The organism is Campylobacter sp. CFSAN093233 (assembly GCF_011068165.1).
Classification (GTDB): domain Bacteria; phylum Campylobacterota; class Campylobacteria; order Campylobacterales; family Campylobacteraceae; genus Campylobacter_D; species Campylobacter_D jejuni.
Genome location: NZ_JAAMWY010000007.1, coordinates 57,540 through 70,744, shown reverse-complemented (window position 1 = coordinate 70,744; position 13,205 = coordinate 57,540). Strand labels below are relative to the sequence as shown.

15 protein-coding genes, 3 tRNA genes and 1 pseudogene are annotated in these 13,205 nt (G+C 30.2%); 10 read left to right on the top strand and 9 right to left on the bottom strand.

Annotation, left to right across the window (positions count from 1 at the left end):
- Positions 1–54 precede the first annotated feature (54 nt).
- The 4 genes from FBF15_RS06630 to aroC are packed head-to-tail and all read left to right on the top strand — an operon-like array spanning position 55 to position 3,217.
- Positions 55–1,041 (top strand): CDC27 family protein, encoded by a 987-nt coding sequence (locus tag FBF15_RS06630; RefSeq protein ID WP_002858970.1) that lies wholly within the window; start codon positions 55–57, stop codon positions 1,039–1,041.
- Positions 1,028–1,468 (top strand): ribonuclease HI, encoded by a 441-nt coding sequence (gene rnhA, locus FBF15_RS06625; RefSeq protein WP_002851277.1) that lies wholly within the window; start codon positions 1,028–1,030, stop codon positions 1,466–1,468. Before FBF15_RS06630 ends, rnhA begins: the two co-directional genes overlap by 14 nt.
- Positions 1,455–2,129, top strand: coding sequence for a ribonuclease III (gene rnc / locus FBF15_RS06620; protein ID WP_002862275.1), 675 nt, complete (start codon positions 1,455–1,457; stop codon positions 2,127–2,129). The genes rnhA and rnc overlap by 14 nt, the downstream gene beginning before the upstream one ends.
- Positions 2,129–3,217 (top strand): chorismate synthase, encoded by a 1,089-nt coding sequence (gene aroC / locus FBF15_RS06615; RefSeq protein WP_002901702.1) that lies wholly within the window; start codon positions 2,129–2,131, stop codon positions 3,215–3,217. Before rnc ends, aroC begins: the two co-directional genes overlap by 1 nt.
- Before the next feature lie 85 nt (positions 3,218–3,302).
- Here aroC and FBF15_RS06610 read toward each other — a convergent pair whose 3' ends face one another.
- A complete protein-coding gene (locus FBF15_RS06610; RefSeq protein WP_002858967.1) occupies positions 3,303–4,286 on the bottom strand; it encodes an MnmA/TRMU family protein in 984 nt (327 codons plus the stop codon).
- Positions 4,287–4,380: 94 nt separating this feature from the next.
- On the opposite strand from FBF15_RS06610, the gene FBF15_RS06605 reads away from it, so the two are divergent.
- Together FBF15_RS06605 and FBF15_RS06600 are read left to right on the top strand one after the other, a co-directional pair.
- Positions 4,381–4,542, top strand: a complete 162-nt coding sequence (locus tag FBF15_RS06605; RefSeq protein ID WP_038817027.1) for a hypothetical protein — start codon at positions 4,381–4,383, stop codon at positions 4,540–4,542.
- A gap of 3 nt (positions 4,543–4,545) precedes the next feature.
- Entirely contained in the window at positions 4,546–5,415 is an 870-nt protein-coding gene (locus tag FBF15_RS06600; protein ID WP_038817028.1) for a hypothetical protein, read from the top strand.
- A gap of 12 nt (positions 5,416–5,427) precedes the next feature.
- On the opposite strand, the pseudogene FBF15_RS06595 reads toward FBF15_RS06600, so the two are convergent.
- The 3 genes and pseudogenes from FBF15_RS06595 to exbB form a co-directional block, all read right to left on the bottom strand.
- Positions 5,428–6,112 (bottom strand): annotated as a pseudogene (locus tag FBF15_RS06595) (energy transducer TonB).
- Entirely contained in the window at positions 6,109–6,498 is a 390-nt protein-coding gene (exbD, locus tag FBF15_RS06590; protein ID WP_002851470.1) for a TonB system transport protein ExbD, read from the bottom strand. The pseudogene FBF15_RS06595 and the gene exbD overlap by 4 nt, the downstream one beginning before the upstream one ends.
- Complete coding sequence (gene exbB / locus FBF15_RS06585; RefSeq protein ID WP_002851166.1) at positions 6,491–6,916, bottom strand: TonB-system energizer ExbB; 426 nt, start codon at positions 6,914–6,916, stop codon at positions 6,491–6,493. Before exbB ends, exbD begins: the two co-directional genes overlap by 8 nt.
- Positions 6,917–7,073: 157 nt before the next feature.
- Here exbB and FBF15_RS06580 point away from each other — a divergent pair, with 157 nt between their 5' ends.
- The 4 genes from FBF15_RS06580 (at position 7,074) to FBF15_RS06565 (ending at position 11,186) form a co-directional block, all read left to right on the top strand.
- Complete coding sequence (locus tag FBF15_RS06580; RefSeq protein ID WP_038817008.1) at positions 7,074–7,817, top strand: DUF4261 domain-containing protein; 744 nt, start codon at positions 7,074–7,076, stop codon at positions 7,815–7,817.
- 63 nt (positions 7,818–7,880) lie between these two features.
- Positions 7,881–8,297, top strand: a complete 417-nt coding sequence (locus FBF15_RS06575) for a PepSY-like domain-containing protein (RefSeq protein WP_002860079.1) — start codon at positions 7,881–7,883, stop codon at positions 8,295–8,297.
- A 259-nt stretch (positions 8,298–8,556) separates the two neighbouring features.
- Entirely contained in the window at positions 8,557–9,807 is a 1,251-nt protein-coding gene (locus FBF15_RS06570) for a serine/threonine transporter (RefSeq protein WP_002843382.1), read from the top strand.
- A 14-nt stretch (positions 9,808–9,821) separates the two neighbouring features.
- Entirely contained in the window at positions 9,822–11,186 is a 1,365-nt protein-coding gene (locus FBF15_RS06565; protein WP_038816569.1) for an L-serine ammonia-lyase, read from the top strand.
- Positions 11,187–11,193: 7 nt separating this feature from the next.
- Here FBF15_RS06565 and FBF15_RS06560 read toward each other — a convergent pair whose 3' ends face one another.
- The 5 genes from FBF15_RS06560 to FBF15_RS06540 all read right to left on the bottom strand — a co-directional run bounded on the left by FBF15_RS06560 (position 11,194) and on the right by FBF15_RS06540 (position 13,201).
- Positions 11,194–11,715: a hypothetical protein gene (locus FBF15_RS06560; protein WP_002871876.1), complete on the bottom strand. Its 522-nt coding sequence runs from the start codon at positions 11,713–11,715 to the stop codon at positions 11,194–11,196.
- Complete coding sequence (gene ribD, locus FBF15_RS06555) at positions 11,696–12,706, bottom strand: bifunctional diaminohydroxyphosphoribosylaminopyrimidine deaminase/5-amino-6-(5-phosphoribosylamino)uracil reductase RibD (RefSeq protein WP_072233174.1); 1,011 nt, start codon at positions 12,704–12,706, stop codon at positions 11,696–11,698. The genes FBF15_RS06560 and ribD overlap by 20 nt, the downstream gene beginning before the upstream one ends.
- Positions 12,707–12,911: 205 nt before the next feature.
- Positions 12,912–12,999: transfer RNA gene (locus FBF15_RS06550), tRNA-Ser, on the bottom strand.
- 21 nt (positions 13,000–13,020) lie between these two features.
- A tRNA-Cys gene (locus FBF15_RS06545) sits at positions 13,021–13,094 on the bottom strand.
- 18 nt (positions 13,095–13,112) lie between these two features.
- Positions 13,113–13,201: transfer RNA gene (locus FBF15_RS06540), tRNA-Leu, on the bottom strand.
- Positions 13,202–13,205 lie beyond the last annotated feature (4 nt).

Below are 13,205 nucleotides of genomic sequence, written 5' to 3'. Positions count from 1 at the left end.
AAAATTATACAAAGATTTGGCTATAATTTGGCATAAAATTTTTAGAGCGAGACTATGGATTTTTTCTTTGTAGAATACAGAGACCCTTTAGTAGGGCTTATAATTTTAACCATTTTAGTATTTGTTGTAGCTGTTGCAAATTATATTTGGAAAATATTTGCTAGCAAAGATGAAGAACAAAAGCTTGAAAAATTTATAAAAAAATTTGAAATGGATAACGCTCATAAAGAGTTATTAAGAAATAGTAGCTTGAGTTTTGGAAATTTAAGTTTTTTGGCTGAAATTTTTACTAAAAGCGGGGAATTTGAAAAAGCAACTCAAATTTATTTGATTGCTCTTGAAAAATGTAAAGATAAACAAGAAAGAGAATTTATTTTCCTTTCTTTAGCAAAAGTTTATTTTAAAGCAGGATTTTTAGAGCGTGCAAAAGAAGTTTTATTACAAGCTTTAAAACTGCGTCCAAGAAATATACAAGCCTTAAAACTTTTAAAAATTGTTTATTTAAAACTTCGTTCTTATAAAGAAAATTTAGAACTTTTAGAATGTCTTTTTGAGCTTAATGAAGATGTACAAAAAGAGAGTGATTTTATCAAAGCTTTAGAACTTTGTACTTTTAATATTACTGATGAAGAAAAAAAGAAAAAACTTTTAGAATTTAAAATAGAAGATAATCCTATGTTGGGGCGTTTAGTTTTTGAAAAATATCATATGTTTTTAGGGCAAAATTTTTTTGATATTTGTGATTTGCTTTATAGAGAAAATGAAGCGTTTAATTTAGAAAATCAAGATTTTTTAGAATTCTTTTATGCTTTGGGTAAAATTTCAAAGCATGATGATACGCACCAGTTTGTTTTTAAAAATTCTAACTTTAAAATGTTAAAAATTTTAAAAGATAATTCTTTTAATGCGGGGTTAGAATTTTCATATCGTTGTTCTGAGTGTAAAAATGTAATGCCTTTGTTTTTTTATCACTGTCCTGTTTGTTATGAGTTTAATACTTGTAAAATTATTTATGAAGTGAAAAACAATGAAACACATTGAAATTTATACAGATGGCTCATGTCTTAATAATCCAGGTTTTGGCGGATGGGCTTATATTTTGCGTTATAAGGAGTATCAAAAGGAAGGTTTTGGAGCTGAGGCTAATACCACTAACAATAGAATGGAGCTAATGGCAATTATTGAATCTTTGAAGGCTTTAAAAGAGCCTTGTGAAATTTCGCTTTTTACAGATTCTAACCTAATGGTTCAAAGTATTAATGAATGGCTAGAAGGATGGATAAAAAAGGATTTTAAAGGTAAAAAAAATATAGATTTATGGAAGGAATATATTAAAGTGGCAAAATCTCATAAGATTAAGGCTTTTTGGGTAAAAGCACATAATGGACATTTGGAAAATGAAAGGTGTGATACATTGGCGCGTGAAGCTGCTTTGAAAATTGCAAGGGAAAATGATGAAAAACATTGAAAAGCTAGAGCAGAGTTTAACTTATGAATTTAAAGATAAAAATCTTCTTATACATGCTTTAACCCATAAAAGTTTTAAAAAATCTTACAACAACGAACGCTTGGAATTTTTAGGTGATGCCGTGCTTGATTTAGTTGTAGGTGAATACCTTTTTCATAAATTCGCCAAAGATGCCGAAGGAGATTTATCTAAGCTTAGAGCGGCTTTAGTGAATGAAAAGTCTTTTGCAAAAATTGCAAATAGTTTAAATTTGGGTGATTTTATTTTTATGAGTGTTGCTGAGGAAAACAATGGAGGAAAAGAAAAGCCTTCTATACTTTCAGATGCGTTAGAAGCCATTATAGGTGCTATACATTTAGAAGCTGGGTTTGAGTTTGCAAAAACTATTGCTTTAAGACTTATAGAAAAAAATTTCCCTCAAATTGATGCAAAAATTCTTATAAAAGATTATAAAACAAAATTACAAGAGATTACACAGGGAAAAATCGGACAAACTCCGCAGTATGAAACAGTGCGTGCTTTTGGTCCTGATCATTTAAAGCAATTTGAAATCGCTTTAATGCTTGATGGTAAAGAACTTGCAAGAGCTATTGCGGGAAGCAAAAAAGAAGCACAGCAAATGGCAGCAAAAATTGCACTTGAGAAATTAGGAGCTTTATAGTGAATACCTTTGGTACGAGATTGAAATTTACAAGTTTTGGTGAGTCTCATGGTGTGGCTGTTGGATGTATTATTGATGGAATGCCTGCTGGGGTTAAATTTGATGAAGAATTTTTGCAAAATGAGCTTGATAAACGCAAAGGCGGAAGTAAATTTGCAACACCAAGAAAAGAAAGCGATAAAGCTCAGGTTTTAAGCGGGGTTTTTGAAGGATATACAACGGGTCATCCCATAGCTATAGTAGTTTTTAATGAAAATGCTCATTCTAAAGATTATGATAATTTAAAAGATCTATTTCGTCCTGCTCATGCGGATTTTACTTATTTTTATAAATATGGCATAAGAGATCATAGGGGTGGGGGTAGATCAAGCGCTAGGGAAAGTGTTGCTAGAGTGGCTGGTGGTGCAGTTGCAGCGATGCTTTTGTGTGAATTTGGCATTTGTGTTCAAAGTGGTGTTTTTGGAATAGGAACTTTTGTATCAAATTTGAAAGAAGAAGAATTTGATTTTGAATTTGCTAAGAAAAGTGAAATTTTTTGCCTTGATCCAAAACTAGAAAGTGACTTTAAAAATGAAATTTTAAATGCTAGAAATTCAAAAGATAGTGTAGGCGCTGCTGTTTTTACAAAAGTTAGTGGTATGCTTGTGGGACTTGGAGAAGTTCTTTATGATAAGTTAGACTCTAAATTAGCTCATGCTTTAATGGGAATTAATGCTGTTAAAGCAGTTGAAATAGGCGAAGGTATTAATGCAAGTAAAATGCGCGGATCGTATAATAATGATGCTTTAAAAGATGGCAAGTTTTTAAGCAATCATAGTGGAGGAATTTTAGGAGGAATTTCAAATGGAGAAAATCTTATTTTAAAAACTTATTTTAAACCTACTCCTTCTATTTTTGCCAAGCAAGAAAGTATAGATAAATTTGGCAATAATTTGGAATTTGAACTCAAAGGTAGGCATGATCCTTGTGTAGGTGTTAGAGGAAGTGTTGTAGCTAGTGCTATGGTGCGTTTAGTTTTGGCTGATTGTTTGCTTTTGAATGCGAGTGCGAATTTAAACAATTTAAAAAATGCTTATGGATTAAAATAAAAAAAGCCCATTTTCATGGGCTTGATTGCAATATTTTGAAAAGATTCAAATACTATATCGCTTGTTTTGCTAAATACTTTATACTTTAACTAATAAAAAATTGATTAATATCAGCCTTATTTTCAAAAGCTATACTTGTATAAGCTTGATTTTTAAATTTAAGTTCATAGCTTTTTCCTACTTCGTGTTTAGTATAGGTAAGGGCTATTTTTAAGGCAAGTTCTAAGTCTTTTTCTGAAATTTTTTCATCTACCAAAGAGTAAGCTCCGATTAAATCTCCAAGTTCTATTACTTCATATTTAGGAGTTTTTAAACCTTTTAAAAGAGTATTTTCAAGTTCATTTCTACCTATGATCATTTTAGCTCCATTGGGTAATCTTAAATGACGACCATATTTTAAAAGTTGTGCGTCATTAACCTGCATATCTTTGTCAAATTCTATGAAATCTCGAATTTTTTTAGCAAAACTATCAAGAGTTAGCAAACAACCTCCACCTGGGCTTTCAAAGTCTTCTAATCCAAATTTAGCTGCAAGTTCAAGTTGTCTTTTACGACTTCTTCCGCTAATACCTTCGAGTTTTTCTCTATCTACCCAACCTTCTCTTTCAGGTTTGGTTAGAGGTAGGTTTTTTGCACACATAGGACGCAAGATTAAATCTTCTTCATCAAGAGCAAGTTTTTTAACCTTTGCCATTGCATCACTTCTTTGACTCATAGGGCGTTGTCCTAAAACTTCTCCTGTGATGATAAAACTTGCATTTTCTTCTTTTAACATAGCAAGAGCAGTTTTAAACATAAAAGCATGACAATCTATACAAGGATTAAAATGTTTGCCATAGCCATATTGTGGATTAAAAAGCACTTCTTGAAGATAGGAATTTCTTACATCTATCATTTCAAAATCCGCACCTACCATCGCTGCACGCTTTTTCATGATTTCGCTTTTATCACTTGTGCTTCCAAAACCTATGTTGATATTTAGAGCTTTAACTTCTATGCCTTGTGCAGTGATGAGTTTCATTGCAAGCATACTATCAAGCCCACCGCTAAAAAGAGCTAATGCTTTCATTGATTCCTTTCTGAGATTATAAAGTTTTTTAAGATTTTGTCGATTATAAAAGGTATAATTTTAACTAAAAAATCTTTAAAATAAGGATTGGAAAGTGTTAAAAATAATTTTGATTTTAAGCATTTTGAGTTCTTTTGCTTTTGCAAATTCTTGTGCTAACTACGAGCAAGAACTTAAAAAGTGTAATTCTTTAAAAAATTCACATGAGAGAAAAATGTGTCGTTTAGGTTTATTTGCAAAATGTAAAAAAGGATAAATAATGAAAATCGATACTTCTGCTAGTTTAACCCATTCTTTAACTAATAATGTTGATAAAAAAGAGCTTAGCGTATTAAAAAAAGAAGATCAAGATAAAATTCCCGTGCAAGATCTTTCGAGTTTAAATAGCGATGGTGTTAAGGTTGTTTTTGAAAATAAGCAAGGTGAACTTATAGCTTTAAATTTAAGCGATGAAAATTATAGTAGTTTACAAAAAAATTTCGGTTCTTATATGAATTATGTTGCTAGAAATGATGGTAGTATAAGGCTTAATGGCGAAGCAAATCAATTTGTTTCAAATTGGTTTGAAAGTGTAAAAGATAATTTTGGTTCTTTAAATTCAAATTTAAATAATAAACAACAAAGTGTAAAATTAAATTTTAATACAAGTACCCTTCAACAAAGTATGCAAAATTTAGGCTTTAAAACAAGCGATGAAAAAATATCTGATGATGCAAATATAGAAGAAAAATTAAATTTTTTTATTGATAAAGATGTAAATAAAGATGGTAAAGTTGATGATAGTGATGTTAAAGAACCTAGCATGAGAGAAATTTTAAGCGACATTAAAGAAGCATCAGGTGGTGGAGCTAATGCTATGAAAACCATAGATCCGCAAAAAATCAATAAAAAAGATGATAAGGAAAATAATATCAAAGAAAAAGGAGACGAAGATTTGCTTCAAAAAGCTCAAGAAAAAGGTTTAAGTGCTTTAAGTGCTGATGAGCAGGCAAAGCTTGAGGCTAGCAATCCTGAAGAATTTGAAAAACTGAAGCAAAAATCTTTGCAAGAATTAAGTCAGAATTTAAGTAAAGATTTTCAAAATAAAATTGAAAATCAAGAAGCACAAATTGTAGATAAGAGAGTGTAGCAAATTATAATTTTATCCTCTTAGGGTTTTAAAATCATATATAATAGGTAGTGTAATTCTTAAATCTCCGTTATAGTGTGGAAAATTTAAAGAAGCTTTTCTTATGCTTTCTAAAGCACTTTTATCTAATAAATCATATCCTGAGCTTTCTATGATTTTTAAATCTGCTAAAGTTTTGTTTTCTTTCCATAAAAATTCTACTTTTACAGTTCCTTGCATACGCATTTTTTTTGCTTGCCTTGGATAAAATTGTGCTTGTTGTATAGCTTTTTGAATTTCTTTTAATACAGGGTGATTATCTTTTCCTTGTGTTAATTGGGTGATTTTAGGTTTGACATTTGTATCAGTTGTTTTTGTAAAAGTTTTAACTTCTTGAGTTGGTGTTATTGGGGTTTTATTTGGTATTGGGCGTGGAGGTATTTTTTTTACCTTTTTTTGAATTTTTTCAGGAGTTTTTTTTAATAACTTTTGGCTGAGGTTTTGGTTTGATAGGTTCTATAATGGATTCTGTTGGTTTAGTCTCATTTGTTGGATTAGTTTGGGTAAATTGTTTTATTGCTAAAGAAAAAGAATCTTCATTTTTAATTTCCATTTTAAAAAAGTCATTTGAGTGAAAAATGACAAAAAGTAAAGGTATAAAGACTATAAAAGTTATATAAGAAGCTTGGTATTTATGATTTAAAAATAAAGTTTTCATTTGTTTTTCTCAGTAAGAATCTGAAAATTTTCATGTTCTTTGGCTTTTAAAAAATCTATAATTTTTACAAAGCTTTCAAATTTAGCATTTTTATCGCTTTTTAGTTCTACTATGGTTTTTTTATCAAGTGAAAAAATAGCATTTTGAACTTCATTTAAATCAGCTAATTTATCATTTAAATAAAAAGTATTTTTTTCGTCTATGGTTATAAGAAGTTTTTTTTCATTATTGCTTATATTGGTAGCATTTTCACTTGAAGGAAGTGAGATTTGAATTTTTCCATGCGCAATAAAGGTTGAAATACTAAGCACTATAGCAAGCAAAACAAGCATAATGTCTATAAATGGGACTATATTTAAACCTTCATTTTTTGGTAGTTTAAGCATTTTTATTTGCCTTATAAGCATTGCTTAAGAGAGAAACTTTTCTAAGTAAGGCATTATAAGCCATTAAAGCAGGAATAGCAACCAAAAGTCCTAAGGCTGTAGCTTTAAGAGCTAAAGAAAGTCCCACGACTATAGATTTGACATCTATATTGCCCGCCAAGCCCATTTCGTAAAATGTAACCATGATGCCTATTACAGTGCCTAAAAGTCCTATATAAGGGGCATTGGAATAGATGATATATATGGTGGTTAAATTTTCACTAATCGCATCATCAAATTGCTCTTGATTCTCATAATTTTTAAAGTTAATTTTTCTAAAAAATAGCATTCTTTCTACAACACACCAAAAAGCTATAAATGCCATAATTCCTAGAATTAAAAAGATAATTAAATCGATGTAATCTTTTAAAAATTCCATATTTTTCTCCAAAAATATACTTATAAATTTTAAAAGATTATACTGTATAAAAAATAAATTTATAATTAATATCAATTATCATAATTTTTAAGAAATTCTTGTTTATAGTATTTATTTTTATTAGGTTATAATTTATAAAAATTTAATAGGGTTTAACATGACTATAGATTTAAATCACAATTTTACCTCTTTTGTTCTTCTTGATAAAGTTGATTTTAATTTTTCGGAGTTAAAAAGCATTTTAGAAGATAAATTTAATATAAAAATAGCTGATGAAAATTTTACCAAAGAGGGCGTGATTTTTTCATATGAAAATATGTTAGTTACTCTAAATTTGATTAAAAATCCTATACCTAATCACGAAGCAGAATACTATGCAAATTTTAATTTTATGTGGAAAGATGCCTTAGAGCAAACTAAAAAACATAAAGCTCATCTTCTTATAGCGGTGCTAAGTCAAGATCAAAGCAAATTAGAACAAGCTAAAATGTTTACGAAAATTGCAGCTTTATGTTTGGATAATAAACATGCTTTAGGTTTTTATACAGGTGCAGTTGTTTTAGAGCCCAGTTTTTATATAGAAAATGCAAAAATGTTAGATGATAATCGCTTGCCGGTATATAATTGGATATATGTTAGTGTTTATCCTAGTGAAAATGGAGTTAATGCTTATACTTATGGGCTTAGAAATTTTGATAAATTAGAACTTGAAGTTTGTGATTTAAACATAGAAGAAAAAGAACTTTTCTTTTATATTTATGATATTGTTTTGCATATTTTAACTTATGATATTAATCTAAAAGATAAAGATATTTTAAAATTTGAAGATGGAAAAGAAATAAAATTTATAAAAAGTCAAGGTATAAGTGTTGAGAATGAAAGCTTGAAAATTATTTTTTAAGTTTCACATTCACTTCACAGTTTTGAGTTAAACTTTCGCCAACCAAGAAAAAAAGGAGAAATTATGAAAGCAAAACTAACTTTACTTGCTTTGTTGGGTACTACGGTGCTTTTAGCTAAAGATATGGTTGTTCCTGCTAGCGAACTTCCAAATAATGCCAAAGAATTTATTTCTAAAAATTTTAAAACCGCTCAAATTGGTTTGGTGAAAAAAGATATAGATTCTTATGATGTGATTTTAAATGATGGAACTGAAATTGATTTTATGATCAATGGAGAGTGGAAAGAAGTTGATGGAAAATATAAGGCTTTGCCACATACTATCTTACCTAATGTTATGAAAAAAGTGAGTGCAACTCAATCAAATGCTCAAATTCTTGAAGTAGACAAAGAAATTAATGGTTATAAATTTAAGTTTAATAACAATATGGAAGTTTATACAGATATGCAAGGAAATATCCTAGGTCAAAAATTAGATTAATTTTTGAAAATTTAACTCCCTTAGAAAATTTGATGCAAAAATTTGGAAGCATAGTCTTCCAAATTTTTATTTTTTGATTGCAAAACCCAAAATATATTTAGTTTTAAAATAATACTTTATTGATACAAGTGATTGTTTTTTTATAAAATTAAATTTACAAAATGTTACATAAGATTTAAAATATTTTTTTTAAAAAATAATTATTTATAAATATTTTGCTAAAATAAAAGAGATGTAATCTTAAATTTAAGGAAGAATAATGAATACTCCTAAATGGACTAGTCACGATACAAGGTGGGTTTTATCTCTTTTTGGAACAGCTATTGGAGCCGGCGTACTTTTGTTACCTATTAGTGCTGGGCTTGGTGGATTGATACCTTTGTTAGTTATACTTGTTTTAGCTTTTCCTATGACTTACTTAGCTCATAGAAATTTATGTCGCTTTGTGCTTTCAAGTTCTAATCCAAAAGATGATATTACTTTTGTTGCAGAAAGTTATTTTGGCAAGGGCGGTGGATTTTTAATTACACTTTTGTATTTTTTTGCTATTTTGCCTATTTTATTGGTTTATAGTGCTAATCTTACAACAACTTTGCTTGAGTTCTTAATCAATCAGTTTAATTTCAATGCAGATCTTACTCATGCTGCTCGTTGGTGGGTGAGTTTTTTGATTGTTGGAGTTTTGGTTTTGATTTCTATTCTTGGTGAAAATGTTGTAACAAAAGCAATGAGTTTTCTTGTTTTTCCTTTTATTATATTTTTATTTATTTTTTCATTGCTTTTAATTCCACAATGGAATTTATCGTTATTTGCAAATGTTGATTTTTCCGTAATTTCAACAAGTAATTTTTGGGTTACTTTATGGCTTGTTATTCCTGTGATGGTATTTAGTTTTAATCACTCTCCTATCATTTCTTCACTTGCTTGTTATTGTAAAAAAGAATATGGTGGTTATGCTGAACCTCGCGCTAGAAAAATTATTTCTTTAGCAATTATTCTTATGGTTTTTGTTGTAATGTTTTTTGTTTTTTCTTGTGCTTTAACCTTTACACCAGAAGATTTTGCATCAGCAAAAGATCAAAATATCAATATTCTTACTTTTATAGCAAATAAATTTCCTGAAGTTTCTTTACTAGCTTATGTTGGACCTATTGTTGCACTTGTAGCTATTAGCAAAAGTTTCTTAGGGCATTATCTTGGTTCTCAAGAAGGCTTAAATGGTATTTTATATAAAGCAAGTAATGGTAGAATTCAAGGTAAATTCGCTCAAACTTTAACAGCGATCATTACCTTTGCTATCGCGTGGTTTGTTGCGTATAAAAATCCAAGTGTTATAGGAATTATCGAGGCTATTGGTGGTCCTGTTTTGGCTATTTTGCTTTTCTTAATGCCGCTTTATTGTATTTATCGTTTTGATATTTTGGCAAGGTTTCGTAATAAATTTTTAGATCTTTTTGTTTTGGTAATGGGGATAGTTGCAATTTCTGCTGCAATTCATGATCTTTTATAAATTAAGGATAAAAAATGAGTAATTTAAGCATTTTTAAAATAGGTGTTGGCCCTTCTTCTTCTCATACTTTAGGGCCTATGCTTGCTGGAAATTTATTTTGTAAAAAAGTTGCTAAAAAGCTTGATGAAATTGATAGAGTTGAGGTTACTCTTTATGGTTCTTTGTCGTTAACAGGCAAAGGACACTTGAGTGATAAGGCTGTGATTTGGGGGTTAAATGGCTTAGAAGCTAAAAATTTAAGTGCGGCAATACAAGATGAAGTAAATAAAAATGCTATTGAAAATGCTCAAATTGATTTTTGTGGTGAGAAAAAACTTTGTTTTAATTATGAAAAAGATTTGATATTTTCCAAAGATTTTTTACCTTTACATGAGAATGGTATGAAGATTAAAGCTTATGATTGTAAAGGTGGGTTAGTTGATGAGGAAACTTATTATTCTGTAGGTGGAGGCTTTGTTTTAACAGCTGCGGAATTAGAAAAAAAAGGTAAAAATTCTAACCAAAATAAAAAGAAAAAACTAGATATAGAGCTTAATAACGCTAAAGAAGCTTTAGAGCTTTGCGATAAAAGAGATTGGGATTTAGCAGAGCTTTCCTATCGTTATGAATTGCAATTTCACACTAAAGAGGAAATTCGTGCTTATTGTCTTGAAATTTGGGAAGTGATGCAAGAAGTGTATTATAATGGTACGCATCCAAATGAAGATTATTTGCCCGGAAAACTTCATTTAAAACGTAGAGCTAAAGGGCTTAAAGAAAGAGTGGCGATGACAGCTGATCCTATGGGCATTATAGATTTTATTTCTTTATATGCTATTGCGATTGCTGAAGAAAATGCTAGCGGAGCAAAAGTTGTAACCGCGCCAACAAATGGAGCATGTGCCGTTATCCCTGCTGTTATGCTTTATCTTAAAAATCATACTATAGGTTTTAGTGATGAAAAAGCTATAGAGTTTTTATTAACAGCAATGCTTATAGGTTCTTTTTATAAGAAAAATGCAAGTATTAGCGGAGCAGAAGCAGGCTGTCAAGCAGAAATTGGTAGTGCTAGTTCTATGGCAGCTGCGGCTATGGCAACAGTTTTAGGGGTTAATGCTTTTAAAGCATGCAACGCTGCTGAAATGGCAATGGAACATCATCTAGGTTTAACTTGCGATCCAGTTGCAGGACTTGTGCAAATTCCTTGCATAGAAAGAAATGCCTTTGGAGCTATTAAGGCTATAAGTGCTGCTAGAATGGCAATGACACGTAAATCTACTCCTATGGTAAGCCTTGATGAGGTTATAGAAACCATGTATGAAACAGGAAAAGATATGAATTATAAATACAAAGAAACTTCTTTAGGTGGTCTTGCTACAAATTTAAAAACAGTATGCTAAAGTGTTTTTACACTTTGGTGTATTTTTTCATTCTTAGACTTAAAAATTCTTTCATTTCTTCTTTGGAAAAACTTTTAAGAATACGAATTTGCTTAAAAAGCAAGCCAAGATTGATTGCTCCCATCACTAAAAGCAATAAGCAAATCATTAAAAAAACAAGATCTATGGCTCCAAATTCATTAATCATAGCCAAACTTGCAAAAAATACGCTCGCTAATAACAAAAAAAATAAAAGCAATATTTGTTTTAATTTTGCCTCATTAAAATTATCGCAATTTTGAGTGAAATTTCTAAAAAGTATGATCTTTTTACCCAAATTTGAAACTAAAATTTCATCATTTTCTTTAAATAAGCCTTCTTTTAAACTTTGATAAAAAAAGATTTCATTATTTAAATTTAAAGCATCTTTGTAGCTTGATAAGGTGTAGTCTTTGTAAAAAAAGGATTTTAATTCATTTTTCTTTTCTATTTTAAATAATCTTAAATCATTTCTCGCATAAAAAAATCCACTAAAGTTCATAAATGCCATAAGTATCACTCCCTAAAAAATTCCTATAAAGTGGCTTGAAATTTAAAGGTATTGTAACATTTTTTTCATCATTTAAACTTGAACTTTGGAAAATCAAAAACATATCTATTTCATCTTTAAAGGTTTTGAGAAAATTTTCTCCACCCTCATACATTAAAAATTTAGCTTCACTTGGAATTTGGGTATAAATTTGGCGGTTTGGAACTTTAAATAAAGGGATATTTTTATCAAAATTATCTATATTTTGACGGCTTAAGATACAAAGATTAGGCGCTTTTGCTTTGCAAAGCCTAGCATCTAGTATAGGGTGATCTTTTCTTATGGTTTCTCCACCGACTACAAGCAAATCAATCACCGCTCTAATTTTATGTGCATAAGTGCGACTTAGCTCATTGCTTACGATTTTGCCAAAAGGTGAGCCGTTCATAGAAAGGGCTAATTTAAAAAGTTTAAATTGCCCTTTTTGCCATTTTAAAAAAGGTTTTAAAAGTTTTTTTCCTTCTTCTTTAAGTATGTCAAATTCAACCTCTATACCTTGTTTTTTTAAAAATTCAGCCCCACCACTTGCGATTTTATTTCCATCTTTAACGCTGATGAAAATTTTTTTAAAACCTAGCTCGCTAAAGAGTTTTGCACAAGGAGGCGTTTTTCCTTGATGAGAGCAAGGCTCAAGTGTGACAAAAGCTATGCTATCTTTAAATACACCTTGATGGTTTTTGCAAATAAACTCATGCAAGGCGTTTGCTTCTTTAGGCAATGAAATTTCAGGTCTTAAGTTTTTAAAAGCATGAGCTATGGCATTAAGTTCCGCATGAGCTAATCCAGCTTTTTCATGAGCTTTTATGGCTAAAATTTTTTCATTTTTATCTAAGATTACACAGCCTACAGCCGGATTTGGATAGGTTAAAAACTGATATTTCCAAGCCTCATTTAAAGCTAAATTCATATAAAATTCTTTCATTTGCCTACCTTGTATTTTAAAATTTGACATATTTTTAAAATTTTATATTTTTGTTTTAAGATAACAAATTCTAAATTTTCCATTTGTATTTCTTATTTTTAATTATATTAGCCATAGTTTTTCTAAGTTTTTTTAGGATATAACAAAAATAGTAAGACCGAAGTATTATTTTTCATTTGTAATATCCTTTATAATTTCAGGAATGATATAAGCTTGATAAACTAGAAAGTCTTGGTGGCCGGGAGAAAGGGATTCGAACCCCTGGAGGTGTGACCCTCAACGGTTTTCAAGACCGCCGCTTTCGACCACTCAGCCATCTCCCGATAAAGTAAAGTTTTGCCTTTTGGAGGCGACATCCGGATTCGAACCGGAGATCAAGGCTTTGCAGGCCCATGCCTTACCGCTTGGCTATGTCGCCCTGATAATGTTGAAAAAGTGGTGCCCGAGGCCGGACTTGAACCGGCACGGAAGAAAAATTCCGAGGGATTTTAAGTCCCTTGTGTCTACCAATTCCACCACCCGGGCGGGT

What these genes read in the sequence shown, in the direction of transcription:
- FBF15_RS06610 (WP_002858967.1), bottom strand. Translation starts at nt 4,286, where the DNA reads ATGAAAGCATTAGCTCTTTTTAGCGGTGGGCTTGATAGTATGCTTGCA.
- FBF15_RS06570 (WP_002843382.1), top strand. Translation starts at nt 8,557, where the DNA reads ATGAATACTCCTAAATGGACTAGTCACGATACAAGGTGGGTTTTATCT.
- FBF15_RS06600 (WP_038817028.1), top strand. Translation starts at nt 4,546, where the DNA reads ATGAAAATCGATACTTCTGCTAGTTTAACCCATTCTTTAACTAATAAT.
- FBF15_RS06560 (WP_002871876.1), bottom strand. Translation starts at nt 11,715, where the DNA reads ATGGCATTTATGAACTTTAGTGGATTTTTTTATGCGAGAAATGATTTA.
- FBF15_RS06630 (WP_002858970.1), top strand. Translation starts at nt 55, where the DNA reads ATGGATTTTTTCTTTGTAGAATACAGAGACCCTTTAGTAGGGCTTATA.
- FBF15_RS06580 (WP_038817008.1), top strand. Translation starts at nt 7,074, where the DNA reads ATGACTATAGATTTAAATCACAATTTTACCTCTTTTGTTCTTCTTGAT.
- ribD (WP_072233174.1), bottom strand. Translation starts at nt 12,706, where the DNA reads ATGTCAAATTTTAAAATACAAGGTAGGCAAATGAAAGAATTTTATATG.
- FBF15_RS06565 (WP_038816569.1), top strand. Translation starts at nt 9,822, where the DNA reads ATGAGTAATTTAAGCATTTTTAAAATAGGTGTTGGCCCTTCTTCTTCT.
- exbB (WP_002851166.1), bottom strand. Translation starts at nt 6,916, where the DNA reads ATGGAATTTTTAAAAGATTACATCGATTTAATTATCTTTTTAATTCTA.
- exbD (WP_002851470.1), bottom strand. Translation starts at nt 6,498, where the DNA reads ATGCTTAAACTACCAAAAAATGAAGGTTTAAATATAGTCCCATTTATA.
- rnhA (WP_002851277.1), top strand. Translation starts at nt 1,028, where the DNA reads ATGAAACACATTGAAATTTATACAGATGGCTCATGTCTTAATAATCCA.
- FBF15_RS06575 (WP_002860079.1), top strand. Translation starts at nt 7,881, where the DNA reads ATGAAAGCAAAACTAACTTTACTTGCTTTGTTGGGTACTACGGTGCTT.
- rnc (WP_002862275.1), top strand. Translation starts at nt 1,455, where the DNA reads ATGAAAAACATTGAAAAGCTAGAGCAGAGTTTAACTTATGAATTTAAA.